Genomic DNA, 13,957 nt, shown 5'->3' on the forward strand with positions numbered 1-13,957 from the left:
CATAAGTGAGGATTTCCTCACGTGCGCCTAACAAAATGCGTACATAAACAAGTGAAACAGTGAACTGCTTCACGGCAATGGGTTTTGCTGCGTCAAACTCTTGACGATCCGCAAAGATGCCGTTAACACTTGACCCCCGTTTCAAATCTGTTCATCCCGCAGTAACCGCACGGCGCATGCGCTCGGTTTTCTGTCCCTGCGCGCCGTTCGGCAATACCCGCAGTAAATCACGCGAATAAACGCCCCCAGGGGACGTTGGGCCACGAAGGCTCGGCGGTGGCGTTGCTTTGCCCAAAACCAGTCCAATCAGGAGCCGTACCGATGAATCGGATTTATCGCAAGGTCTGGAACAAAGCATTGGGTCAGTTGGTGGTGGCCTCGGAACTGGCCTCTTCCAGCTCATCAGGCGGGGTCGTCGACCAGCGTCGCGGTGCGACCGATGCCGCGCCGGCACGACTGGCTGCAGCGCTGGCCTTGGCAATGGGACTGGGCATGACCGGCATCGCTGCGGCGCAGTCGGTCGAGATTGGGGGCAGCGCGAACTGCGTGGTGCTCAACAGCAAGGTGCTGGACAAGTGCGTGGTCGATGGCAGTGCCAGCGCCAAGGGCAGCAACGCGGTGGCGATTGGTGCGGGTACCAGCGCCACCGGCGCCAACAGCGTGGCGCTGGGCGCCGGTTCCAAGGCAACGCGCGCCAACACCGTTTCTGTCGGTGATGCCGGCAAGGAACGGCAGGTGACCAATGTCGCCGCCGGTACCGCCGCCACCGATGCGGTGAACAAGGCACAGCTGGATGCACAGGCGCGCGCCACGCAGGCCGCGCTTGCGCAGGCGGCGGCCGAGGGCAGCCGCTATTTCAAGGCCGATGGCGCTGGCGATGACAGCGACGCGGCAAAGATCGAAGGCCAGGGCGCCATCGCGGTCGGTAGTGGCAGCCAGTCGCTGGCCAACGCCACCACCGCGGTCGGCACCCAGGCGATTGCCGCAGGACTTGGTGCCAGTGCTTTCGGCCAGAACGCGCTCGCCTTTGGTGATGCCAGCGTAGTGGTCGGGCAGAGTGCGGCCGCCTTCGGCCTTGGCGATACGGCGGTAGGCGCAAGTGCCGTGGCCGCCAGCGAGAACGGCGCAGCCACCGCGTTGGGTGCACTGTCCGAAGCCAGCGCCGATGGCGCTACCGCGGTCGGCGCGGGTGCCGTGGCGATGGGCCCCGGCAGCACCTCGCTGGGCCGCGGTGCGACCGCCGCCAACGAAGCGTCGATTGCCGTCGGTGCGTTCAGCACGGCGGTGGGCGAATACAGCACCGCGCTGGGTTCCAATTCGGCGGCCGTGGCTACCGGCAGCGTGGCGCTGGGCGCCGGCTCGCTGGCCGACCGCGTCGATACCGTGTCGGTGGGTGCGGTCGACTACGGCCTGACCCGGCAGATCACCAGTGTTGCCGCCGGTACCGAAGACACCGATGCGGTCAACGTCGCTCAATTGAACGACGTGGCAGCGGTAGCCGATACCACCGCCAAGCGATTCCAGGCCACCGGCAGCAACAACAGCGATGCCGGTGCGTTGGCCGAGGGAGATGACGCGCTCGCCGCTGGCGAAGCCGCCAATGCGATCGGCAACGGCACGACCGCCGTCGGTGCAGGTGCGACCGCGGTCGCGCAGAACGCCACTGCGGTCGGCAACAACGCGCTTGCATCTGGCCAGAACAGCGCGGCCTTCGGCAACAACGCGCAGGCAGTCGGCCCGGGCAGCGTCGCCGTCGGCGGTGCTGCGGTGGATGCCGATGGCAATCCGCTGATCACCAGTGGTGGCCTGCCGGTAGAGACCGGCGCCACCAGTGCCGGGGTCGGTGGTACCGCCGTCGGCGCCAGCGCCGATGCCGGTGGTTTCGCAGCGTCGGCATATGGCGTGGGAGCCTATGCGGCAGGTGCGCAGTCGTCGGCGTTCGGTGCTGTTTCCAATGCCATCGGCGACTATTCCACCGCCGTCGGTACGCAGAGCAACGCTACCGGCACCAGCAGCGTGGCCATCGGTGGCCCGGCCGATCTGATCCCGGGCCTGGGCTTCTTCGTGCAGACCCAGGCCAGTGGCGAAGCGGCCACCGCCGTCGGTGCCGGTGCCATCGCCAGCGGCGACCAGGCCGTGGCCAATGGCAGCCTGACCGAGGCCTCCGGTGCCGAGTCGGTCGCAGTGGGCTACTTCGCCTATGCACCGGGCGAGAACGCCAGTGCGCTGGGCGCGCAGACCTGGGCCAGTGGCACGCAGAGCACCGCCGTCGGCTACTACGCCACTGCGCGTGGTGCCAACAGCGTTGCACTGGGCGCCAATTCCGAAGCGGTGCGCGCCAACAGCGTGGCCGTGGGCAGTGCCGGCAACGAGCGGCAGATCACCAGCGTGGCTGCCGGCAGCGAAGCTACCGACGCCGTGAACAAGGCACAGCTGGACGCCGTGGCCAGCACCGCCGACACCACCGCGCGCTTCTTCCAGGCGCAGCCGGAAAGCGGCAGCGATGCTGGCGCCTATGCAGAGGGCGAGGGTGCGGTAGCGGCGGGTTCGGCCAGCAACGCCATCGGTGCCGGCGCGCTGGCACAGGGCGCGGGCGCTGCGGCCATCGGCGCCGACAGCGTGGCACTGGGTCGCAATACCTTCGCCGACGGTGACGGTGCGGTAGCCGTGGGTGGCCTCGGCCAGGCCTACGACGAATACAACCAGCCGCTGCTGGATGAGCAGGGCAACCCGGTGCAGATCGGCACCACCGCCTCGGCCGGTTCCACCGCCGTCGGCAATGCCGCGCAGGCGACCGGTGCCAGCAGCAGCGCCTTCGGCAATGCGGCACAGGCCACCGGCGACAACAGTTTCGCGGCAGGCGGCAAGTCGCGCGCTACCGGCGGCTATGCCGTCGCCGTCGGCGACAGCGCCTTCGCCAAGGCCGATGACAGCACCGCCGTGGGTGGCTACAGCACTGCCAGCGAGGAAGGCGCCACCGCCTTCGGTGCCGGCGCGTGGGCCACCGGCCGCAATGCCTCGGCGTTTGGTCCGGCGGCATGGGCCAGCGCCAACGGTGCCACCTCCATCGGCTACAACAGCTGGGCCAACGGCACCAGTTCCACCGCCGTCGGCCGCGGCGCCTTCAGCTACGGCGACAACAGTGTTGCGCTGGGCTTCCAGGCACTGGGCAACAGCATCAACAGCATCGCCATCGGCACCAACACGGTGGCCGGCGGTGAAAGTGCGATCGCCTTGGGCGCGGGCAGCACGGCCAGTGGTAACAACGCGGTTGCACTGGGTGCCGGTTCGGTGGCCAGCCGCGACCGCAGCGTGTCAGTGGGCAGCGCGGGCAATGAGCGGCAGATCACCAGTGTGGCGGCCGGTACCCAGGCCACCGATGCGGTGAACAAGTCGCAGCTCGACGCGGTTGCAGCCAGTGCCGCGACCACCGGCAAGTACTTCCAGGCCAGCGGCAGTGCCGACAGCGACGCCGGTGCCTACGTGGAAGGTGACAACGCGCTGGCCGCGGGTGAATCGGCCAATGCCATCGGCAACGGCGCAACCGCCCTCGGCAGTGGCGCCAATGCACTGGCCGGCAACGCACAGGCCATCGGCTTCAATGCCCTGGCCAGCGCGGCCAATGCCAGCGCCATCGGTGCCAACGCACAGGCGACCGGCGAATACGCCACTGCTCATGGTGCCGAGAGCGAAGCCAGCGGCGAACAGAGTGCGGCCTTCGGCGCGGCCGCGGTGGCCAGCGGCGCTGGCAGCACCGCCAGCGGCGTGCTGTCCGAAGCCAGCGGCGAAGAAGCCGTGGCGGTGGGCTACTTCAGCAACGCCAGCGGTGAGGCCGCCACTGCGGTCGGCAGTGAAAGCGTGGCCAGTGGCACCGCTTCGGCAGCATTCGGCATTGGTGCCGAAGCGACCGGTGGCTACAGCACCGCCATCGGCGGTTACGCCAACGCCTCGGCATTCAACGCCACTGCCTTCGGCAACTTTGCCAACGCCTCCGGTTCCAACAGCGTCGCGCTTGGTGGCGATTCGGAAGCGTCCGGTGCCTACAGCACCGCCACCGGCCAGGGCAGCCTGGCTACCGGCACCAATGCCGTGGCCGTCGGTGGATCGTTGTTCGGCCTGCTGGCGACCGAAGCATCCGGCGACTATTCCACCGCGGTCGGTGGCGGCGCCTATGCGCCGGGCATCAACAGCACCGCGCTGGGCAATGCGGCTGAATCGCGCGGTGCCAACAGCGTGGCGCTGGGTGCCGATTCGATTGCCGACCGCGACAACACCGTGTCGGTCGGTGGCGGCGGCAACACCCGCCAGATCACCAACGTGGCCGCCGGTACCCAGGGTACCGATGCGGTGAACAAGGACCAGCTGGACGCGGTGGCCGCCGAAGGCGCAAAGACCAGCAAGTACTTCCAGGCCAGCGGCAGCGCCGACAGCGATGCCGGTGCCTACGTGGAAGGTGACAGCGCGCTGGCCGCCGGTGAGGCCGCCAATGCGATCGGCACCGGCGCCACCGCACTCGGCAGTGGTGCAACAGCGGTAGCGGCAAACGCTACGGCGGTAGGCTTCAACAGCCTGGCCAGCGGCGGCAGTGCGGCTGCGGTGGGCAACAACGCACAGGCGACGGGCGAAGACAGTGCGGCGCTCGGCAGCGGCGCGGTGGCCAGCGAAACCAGCACCACCGCAACCGGTGCAGGCGCGCAGGCGACGGCGGTGTACAGCACGGCCAACGGTGCCGAGGCGGTCGCCAGCGGTGCGCAGTCGCTGGCCAGTGGCTTCCGTTCGGCAGCCTCTGCAGACGGCACCACCGCAGTCGGCGGCTACAGCGAAGCCAGCGGTCGCCTCGGCTCGGCGCTGGGCTATGGCACCGTGGCCAGTGGTGCCAACAGCACCGCTGCCGGCGTGTTCGCTGCGGCGTCGGGCGCCAGCTCGGTGGCGATGGGTGATTCCAGCGAAGCCAGCGGCGATGAGAGCGTGGCCATTGGTGGCAGCACCTTCTTCGGCCTGGTGCCATCACGTGCCAGTGGCTACGGCGCAGCGGCGTTCGGTGCCGGTGCGTGGGCCACCGAGGACTACGCCACTGCAATCGGCTGGAATTCGTGGGCCGATGGCGCCGAGTCGACGGCACTGGGTGCCAGCGCTACCGCCAACGGTGCCAACAGCGTCGCCCTGGGCGCAGGCTCCAAGGCCGACCGTGACAACACGGTGGCCGTCGGCAGCGCCGGCAGCGAACGCCAGGTGACCCACGTGGCGGCTGGCACCGAAGGCACCGATGCGGTCAACAAGAACCAGCTCGATGCTGTCGCCGCAACGGCGGACAAGACCAGCAAGTACTTCCAGGCCAGCGGCAGCGCCGACAGCGATGCCGGTGCCTATGTGGAAGGCGACAACGCACTGGCTGCCGGTGAAGCGGCCAATGCGATCGGCAATGGCGCCACCGCGCTCGGCAGTGGTGCCACGGCCGTGGCCGCCAACGCGACCGCCGTGGGCATCAACTCACTGGCCACGGGCAGCAATGCGGCTGCGGTAGGCAGCAACGCGCAGGCCACCGGTGAAGACAGTGCCGCACTCGGCAACGGCGCGGTAGCCAGTGGCATCAGCGCCACCGCTACCGGCACCGCTGCACAGGCCAGCGGCGTCTACAGCACCGCCAACGGTGCGGAGGCCGTCGCCAGCGGTGCGCAGTCGCTGGCCAGCGGTTTCCGCAGTGCCGCTTCGGCCGATGGCACCACCGCCATCGGTGGCTACAGCGAAGCCAGCGGCCGCCTCGGCACTGCACTGGGCTACGGCTCGGCGGCGACCGGTGCCAACACCACGGCTGTCGGCTTCGGAGCGGCGGCAGCAGGCAGCGGCGCCGTCGCCGTCGGTCAGTCCAGCGAAGCCAGTGGCGCAGAGAGTGTCGCCATCGGCGGCAGCACCTTCTTCGGCCTGATCCCGTCGCGTGCCAGCGGTACCGGTGCGGCGGCCTTCGGTGCCGGTGCCTGGGCGACCGATGACTACGCCACCGCGATCGGCTGGAATGCATGGGCCGATGCGGCTGACAGCACCGCCCTGGGTGCCAGCGCGACCGCCAACGGTGTCAACAGTGTCGCCCTTGGTGCGGGCTCGAAGGCCGACCGTGACAACACGGTGGCCGTCGGCAGCGCGGGCGGTGAACGCCAGGTCACCCATGTTGCCGCCGGCACCGAGGCCACCGATGCAGTGAACAAGGGCCAGCTGGATGCCGTGGCCAGTGTCGCCGACAAGACCAGCAAGCACTTCCAGGCCAGCGGCAGTGCCGACAGCGACGCCGGTGCCTACGTCGAAGGTGACAATGCGCTGGCGGCCGGTGAAGCGGCCAATGCGATCGGCAATGGCGCCAGTGCGCTCGGCAGTGGTGCCACCGCGGTCGCGGCCAACGCCACCGCCGTCGGCTTCAATGCGCTGGCCAGTGGTGAAGACGGTGTGGCGATCGGCAGCAGCGCCAGCAGCACGGCCGGTGGCGCGATTTCCATCGGCGTGGAAAGCAGCAGCGCAGGCCCGGCCAGTGTGGCCCTCGGTGCGCAGTCCCAGGCGCAGGGCATCGGTGCGGTCGCCGTCGGCGGCATCGCCCAGGCCAACGGGCTGGCCGCAACGGCCGTCGGTTATGGCGCAACCGCTGATGGTCGCGAAGCCACCGCCGTCGGCAACTTCGCGTCGGCCAACGGCTGGCAGTCCACCGCCTACGGCGCCGGTGCCACGTCCGCCTTCTTCGGCACCGCGCTGGGCAGTGGCGCGCAGGCCGCCGAAGTGTCCACAGCCGTGGGCCAGGGCACCGTCGCGCAGATCGCCGGTGCTGGTTTCGGCGTGCAGGCGCGCGCCGGCCAGTTCGGTACCGCACTGGGCAACAATGCCACCACCGGGCTCAATGGCGTGGCGGTCGGCTTCAACGCGCTGGCCGGACAGGACGCCAACAGCGTTGGCACGGGCCAGCACACCACCGCGATCGGCAGCGAGGCATGGGCCACCGAGGACGGTGCCACCGTGGTCGGCTACAACAGCTATGCGCAGGCCACCAATGCCACCGTGCTGGGCAGCAATACCTGGACCACCAAGGACGCCGACAACAGCGTGGCGCTCGGTGCAGGTTCGCTGGCCGACCGTGCCAATGCGGTATCGGTGGGTGCGGCGCAGGAGTGGGTCGATGCTGCCGGGGTCAGCCACAGCGCGATCAACCGCCAGGTGACCAACGTGGCCGCCGGTACCCAGGCCAACGATGCGGTGAACAAGGGCCAGCTGGATGCGGTGGCCTCCACCGCCGACGCCACCAGCAGGCACTTCCGTGCCAACGGCAGCGGCACCGCCACTGCCAGCGGTACCAACGCAGTGGCGGTGGGCTCCAGTGCCACTGCCAGTGGCAACCGCAGCAATGCACTGGGCAGCAACGCCAGCGCCGTCGGCAACGCATCACTGGCCGTAGGCGCCAATGCCGCCGTTACCGGCAGCAACTCAGTGGCACTCGGTGCCGGCGCGCGTGCGGTGGATGCAAACGTGGTGTCGGTCGGCGGCGGCAACGGCACGGATGGTCCTGCTACGCGCCGCATCGTCAACGTTGCCGATGGCCGCATCGCCGCCGGCAGCAGCGACGCCGTGACCGGTTCACAGCTCAACGTCACCAACCAGCGCGTGGGTGCGGTGGAAACCCGGGTCGGTGATTTCGACTCGCGCATCGCCACCGTTGAAACCAGCGCGGCCAGCTCGGTCGGCTACGACGATGCCAGCCGTGACCGCCTGACCCTGGCCGGTATCCAGGGCACCACCATCGACAACGTCGGCGCCGGCAGCATCGCCTCCGGCAGCCGCCAGGCGATCAACGGTGGGCAGCTGTTCCAGTCGCTCAGCGATGCCGCCAGCTTCCTCGGCGGCGGTGCCAGCGTCGGCATGCAGGGCGTGTTCGTCGCGCCGAACTATGTGATCCAGGGGTCCACCTACAGCAACGTCGGCGACGCGCTGGGCGCACTGGACCGAAAGGTCAGCGAGATCGATCGTCGCACCGCCAGCGGCACGCGTTCCGGCGCGGCCAGCCTGCGTTCGATGGCCGCCCCGCTGGACGCAGACGCGTCCAACGTGGCCACGGCGTCGGCTGCCACCGACGCGAGCCTGGCTGATGGCGGATCGGCAACGGCCCGTGTGCAGGGCACGCCGACCGCCGCCAGCGCAGGCAGTGCTCAGCCAGCACTGGTCGCAGGCGGTGGCGTCAACGCCGTCGCGATGGGCGATGGCGCTGTCGCCAGTGGCGCATCGTCCACCGCTGTCGGCCAGGGCGCGAGTGCAACGGCGGCCAATGCGGTGGCGCTGGGCCAGGGCTCGGTTGCCGATCGCGCCAACACCGTCTCGGTCGGCAGTGAGGGCAACGAACGCCAGGTCACCAACGTGGCGGCCGGCACCACCGCAACCGATGCGGTCAACAAGGGCCAGCTGGATCGTGGCATCACCACCGCCAACAGCTATACCGACAGCCGCGTGCAGGCAGTCACCGACAGCTTCGATGTGTTCAAGGGCGAAGTTGATGGACGCCTGCGTCACATGGATCGCCGCATCGACCGCCAGGGCGCGATGAGCGCAGCGATGCTCAACATGGCCACCAGTGCCGCCGGCATCCGCACCCAGAACCGGGTCGGCGTCGGCATCGGTTTCCAGGGAGGCGAGTCGGCCATGTCGCTGGGCTACCAGCGTGCGATCAGCGATCGCGCCACGGTCACCGTCGGTGGTGCCTTCAGCAGTGATGACAGCTCGGTCGGCGTCGGTGCCGGCTTCGGCTGGTAAGTGCGCAACAACGTGCCGATGGGCAACCCATCGGCACGTCGAGCAGTGAGCGCCAAAGGGGCGTGGCATGGCAACCCTGGTGGGCCAGCCAGGGCAGTCGCAGGGAGTGATGGCCGTAGTGAGCTCCGTCCGTGCAACGGGCGGAGAAGGAAAGCTCAACCATGACCTTGAAGAGGATTTCGAACGTGACCAAGAAGCAGACCCTTCGCATCAATGTGCTGGCTGCCGCCGTGTTGTCGCTGACTGTCGGCGTCGGTGCGGCGCATGCGGCCAAGCCGGGCGTGGCCAAGGAACCGGCGCGCGTGGCCAGCACTGCCCAGCAGAGCGTGGACGGCATCATCGTGAAGTACCGCAACGGCACCGCGGCCGCCAGCGATCGTTCGACCAAGCTCTCGGTCGTGCAGTCGGCACTGTCGCGTGCCATCGTCAGCAGCGGCACCACCAGCCGTGCTGCGGCACTTTCCCCGCTGGTGGAGCGCAAGCTCGGTACCGGTGGCGACCTGATCCGCCTGAAGTCCCGGCTGGGCTCGGCCGACATGCAGAAGGTACTGGCTGAACTGAATGCCGATCCGTCGGTGCAGTACGCGGTGGCCAACGTGCGCCTGCAGCGCTCGGACCTGCGTGCCACCAATGCGCAGCCGGCACTGGTGCCCAACGATCCCAACTACGCGCAGTACCAGTGGAACTTCTTCAACGCCACCGGTGGTGTGAATGCACCGGCCGCGTGGGATCTCTCGCAGGGCGAGGGCATCGTGGTCGCCGTGCTCGATACCGGCATCCTGCCGGGCGTGCCGGATTTCGGCAGCAACCTGCTGGAAGGCTACGATTTCATCAGTGACAAGGAATCCTCGCGCCGCCCGAACGATGGCCGCGCACCGGGTGCCACCGACTACGGCGACTGGGTGGAAACGGCCAACGAGTGCTACACCGGTTCCGAACCGGAAGGCAGTTCCTGGCACGGCACGCACGTGGCCGGCACCATTGCCGAGGTGACCAACAACGGCAGTGCCTTGGCAGGCCTGGCCTACAAGGCCAAGGTGTTGCCGGTGCGCGTGCTGGGCAAGTGCGGCGGCACCCTGGCCGACATCAGCGACGCCATCACCTGGGCGTCGGGCGGCACCGTGCCGGGCATTCCGGCCAACACCAATCCGGCGGAAATCATCAACATGAGCCTGGGTGGTGGTGGCGCCTGCGATGCCGCCTACCAGGACGCGATCAACGGCGCCGTGTCGCGCGGCACCCTGGTGGTGGTCGCGGCCGGCAATGAAACCGACAACGCATCCAAGTACCGTCCGGCCAGCTGCAACAACGTGGTGGCGGTGGGTGCGACCCGTGTCACCGGTGGCATCACCTATTACTCCAACTACGGCACCGCGGTCGACCTGTCGGCCCCGGGCGGTGGCGGCAGTGTCGACGGCAACCCGAACGGCTACATCTGGCAGGTCGGTTCCAGTTCGGAAACCACCCCGGACGCCGGTGAGTGGGTGTTGATGGGCAAGGGCGGTACCTCGATGTCCTCGCCGCACGTTGCCGCGGTGGCTGCCATGGTGCAGAGCGCGCTGATCGCCAAGGGCAAGGAGCCGCTGGCGCCGGCCGCGCTGGAAACCCTGCTCAAGCAGTCGGCGCGCAAGTTCCCGGTGACCATCCCGGCGGCCACCCCGATCGGTACCGGCATCCTCGATGCCAAGGCCGCACTGGATGCTGCGCTGAAGGAGCCGTGCACCGAGAACTGCGAGCCGGAAGGCATTCCGCTGACCAACAAGGTGACCGTGGGCGGGCTGGCCGGTGCGGCCGCCAGCGAAACCGTCTATACCTTCGAAGCGGCCGCCGGCAAGACGCTGAGCGTGCTGACCTACGGCGGCAGCGGCAACGTGTCGGTGTACCTGGCGCAGGGCCGCGTGCCCACCGCGACCGACAACGATGCCAAGTCGACCCGCCCGGGCAATACCGAAACCGTGCGCGTGGCCAAGCCGGTGGCCGGTACCTACTATATCAAGGTGGTGGGTGAGGCCGCTTACAGCGGGGTGAGCATCCTGGCGACCCAGTAATAACCGACTGTCGTAAATGAACAAGCGGGGCCCGTCACCTGTGTGACGGGCCTCGTCTTTCTACGAAAGAAGAACCGGAGAGGGTGGAAACCACGGCTTAACTGCTAAAGTCGGGACGATCGACAGGAGAGTCATGTGAACGCGCTCGCTGCCACTGCCACCGACGACACTGAAGGCCGCATCCTCGATGCGCTGCTGGCACGTGGTCGGCTCAAGGAAGGAGATCTGGCACGTGCGCGGCCGCTGCATGCCGAGTCCGGTGGCAGCCTGCTTGGCCTGCTGGTACGGCTTGGGCTGGTGTCCGAACGTGACCAGGCGCAGGCCAGCGCCGATGTGCTGGGCCTGCCGCTGCTGGAAGGACGGCAGCTGCCTGAATCGCCACCGCAGGCGCTGGCCGAAGGCCTGCCGCTGTCGCTGCGCTTCCTCAAGCAATTCCACGTGTGCCCGCTGGCGCTGGATGAACACGGCGTGCAGCTGTGGTTGGCCGACGCCCACGATCCTTACCCGCAGCAGGCCGTGCAGTTGGCACTGGGTGTACCGGTCACGCCGCTGCTGGGCATGCGCGCGGAGATCGATGATCTGGTCGAGCGCTGGTTCGGCCAGGGCCGCAGTGCGATGGGCGCGATCGTGGAAACCGCCGATGGCGAGGGCGGCGCAGTGGACGATATCGAGCACCTGCGCGATCTCGCTTCCGAAGCGCCGGTGATCCGCCTGGTCAACCTGGTGATCCAGCGCGCGGTCGAACTGCGCGCGTCGGACATCCACGTAGAGCCGTTCGAAAACAGGTTGAAGGTGCGTTACCGCGTCGATGGCGTGCTGGTCGAAGGCGAGAGCCCGCCGGCCAACCTGACCGCCGCGGTGATCAGCCGCATCAAGATCATGGCCCGGCTCAACATCGCCGAGCGCCGCCTGCCGCAGGATGGCCGCATCATGCTGCGCGTGCAGGGCAAGGAACTGGACCTGCGTGTCAGCACGGTGCCCACCGCGCACGGCGAAAGCGTGGTGATGCGCCTGCTTGATCGCGAGACGGTGGTGTTCGACTTCCATCGGCTGGGCTTCACCGATGCCTTCCTGCCGCAGTTCCGCAAGGTGCTTGAACAGCCGCACGGCATCCTGCTGGTGACCGGCCCCACCGGGTCGGGCAAGACCACCACGCTGTACACCGCGCTGAGCCAGCTCAACACCGCCGACGTCAAGATCATCACCGTTGAAGATCCGGTCGAGTACCAGATCGAAGGCATCAACCAGATCCAGGCCAAGCCACAGATCGGGCTGGATTTCGCCAATGCGCTGCGCAGCATCGTGCGCCAGGATCCGGACATCATCATGATCGGCGAAATGCGCGACCTGGAAACCGCGCGCATCGCGATCCAGTCGGCGTTGACCGGCCACCTGGTGCTGTCCACGCTGCACACCAACAATGCCGCAGGCGGCATCACCCGCCTGCTCGACATGGGCGTGGAAGATTATCTGCTCACCTCCACCATCAACGGCATCCTGGCCCAGCGCCTGGTGCGCCGGCTGGAGCCGACCCACGCCGAACGCTACGAAGCCTCGCCGGAAGAGATCGAACGCTTCGACCTGCGCCGCCTGCAACCGGATGGAACGATCTACCTGTATCGCCCGAAGCCTTCGGCGCTGGCGCCGACCGGCTACCTGGGGCGCACCACCATCATGGAATTCCTGGTGATGAACGACGCGCTGCGCCGTGCGGTGATGCGTCGCGATGGCATGGGCGAGATCGAGCGCATCGCCCGCGAAGCCGGCATGCGCACCATGTACGAGGACGGCCTGAGCAAGGCCCTGAGCGGGCAGACGACCCTCGAGGAAGTCCTGCGCGTGACCGAGGAAGGCTGATGCGCGTGCAGGGACGACGCTGACATGCCGAACTACCGTTACAAGGCACTGAACCCACACGGTGAAGTGTTCGACGGACAGATGGAAGCGGCCAGCGAGGCCGAGCTGGTCGCGCGTCTGCAGGACCAGGGCCATCTGCCGATGGAAACGCAGCTGGCCGACGGGGGGGCGGTTGGCGGCAGCAGCCTGCGCGGCCTGTTCCGCCAGCGTCCGCTGCAGGGCGCGGCATTGCTGCAGTTCACCCAGCAGCTGGCCACCCTGCTCGGTGCCGGGCAGCCGCTGGACCGCGCGCTGTCGATCCTGCTCAGCCTGCCCGAAGACGAGCGCTCGCGCCGCGCGATCACTGACATCCGCGACGTGGTGCGTGGTGGCGCGCCGCTGTCGACTGCGCTGGAACGCCAGCACGGCCTGTTCTCGCGTCTATACGTGAACATGGTGCGCGCCGGCGAAGCCGGTGGCAGCCTGCACGACACGCTGCAACGCCTGGCCGACTACCTCGAACGCAGCCGTGCGCTGCAGGGCAAGGTGATCAACGCGCTGGTCTACCCGGCGATCCTGCTGGTGGTGGTGGGCGGTGCGCTGCTGTTCCTGCTGGGCTACGTGGTGCCGCAGTTCGCACAGATGTACGAAAGCCTGGACGTGGCGCTGCCATGGTTCACCAACCTGGTGCTGCAGCTGGGCCTGTTCGTGCGCGACTGGTGGGTGCTGTTGCTGGTGGTGCCGGGCGTGCTGCTGCTGTTGTTCGAACGCAAGGTGCGGCAGCCCGCGTTCCGTCTGGCGCTGGATGGCTGGCTGCTGCAGCGCCGGGGCATCGGCCGCCTGCTGGGCGAGCTGGAAACCGCGCGGCTGGCGCGCACCCTGGGGACACTGCTGCGCAACGGCGTGCCGCTGCTGGGGGCGCTGGGCATCGCCCGCAACGTGCTCGGCAACCGCGCCCTTGCCGCAGACCTGGAAACCGCCGCCGACGAGGTCAAGAACGGCACCGGCCTGTCGCTGGCGTTGTCGCGCGGCAAGCGTTTTCCCCGGCTGGCGCTGCAGATGATCCAGGTCGGCGAGGAGTCCGGCGCGCTCGATACCATGCTGCTGAAAGCTGCTGATACCTTCGAACAGGACAGCGCCCGCCGCATCGACCGCCTGCTGGCGGCGATGGTGCCGGCGATCACCCTGGTGCTGGCCTCGGTGGTCGGCGCGGTGATCGTAGCCGTGCTGGTGCCGTTGTACGACCTTACCAACGCCATCGGCTGACGATGGCCTCCTTCGCAACCCCGACATCC

At 68.3% G+C, this 13,957-nt stretch carries 4 protein-coding genes; all 4 read left to right on the forward strand.

What is annotated here, in order from left to right:
• Positions 1-321 precede the first annotated feature (321 nt).
• Positions 322-8,778: an ESPR-type extended signal peptide-containing protein gene (locus CLM74_RS02975; protein WP_105163420.1), complete on the forward strand. Its 8,457-nt coding sequence runs from the start codon at positions 322-324 to the stop codon at positions 8,776-8,778.
• Positions 8,779-8,939: 161 nt separating this feature from the next.
• Positions 8,940-10,826 (forward strand): S8 family peptidase, encoded by a 1,887-nt coding sequence (locus CLM74_RS02980; RefSeq protein ID WP_032977158.1) that lies wholly within the window; start codon positions 8,940-8,942, stop codon positions 10,824-10,826.
• 135 nt (positions 10,827-10,961) lie between these two features.
• Positions 10,962-12,683, forward strand: a complete 1,722-nt coding sequence (gene gspE, locus CLM74_RS02985) for a type II secretion system ATPase GspE (RefSeq protein WP_059065971.1) — start codon at positions 10,962-10,964, stop codon at positions 12,681-12,683.
• A gap of 24 nt (positions 12,684-12,707) precedes the next feature.
• Positions 12,708-13,928 carry a type II secretion system F family protein gene (locus CLM74_RS02990; RefSeq protein ID WP_025876710.1) on the forward strand — a complete coding sequence of 407 codons (1,221 nt, stop codon included), beginning with the start codon at positions 12,708-12,710 and terminating at the stop codon, positions 13,926-13,928.
• The last annotated feature ends 29 nt before the right edge of the window (positions 13,929-13,957 follow it).

The sequence above is a fragment of the Stenotrophomonas sp. MYb57 genome (genome assembly GCF_002966815.1).
Taxonomy (GTDB): Bacteria; Pseudomonadota; Gammaproteobacteria; order Xanthomonadales; family Xanthomonadaceae; genus Stenotrophomonas; species Stenotrophomonas indicatrix.

Excerpts from the sequence above, each read along its gene's own strand:
- CLM74_RS02975 (WP_105163420.1), top strand. The coding sequence starts at position 322 with ATGAATCGGATTTATCGCAAGGTCTGGAACAAAGCATTGGGTCAGTTG.
- CLM74_RS02980 (WP_032977158.1), top strand. The coding sequence starts at position 8,940 with ATGACCTTGAAGAGGATTTCGAACGTGACCAAGAAGCAGACCCTTCGC.
- CLM74_RS02990 (WP_025876710.1), top strand. The coding sequence starts at position 12,708 with ATGCCGAACTACCGTTACAAGGCACTGAACCCACACGGTGAAGTGTTC.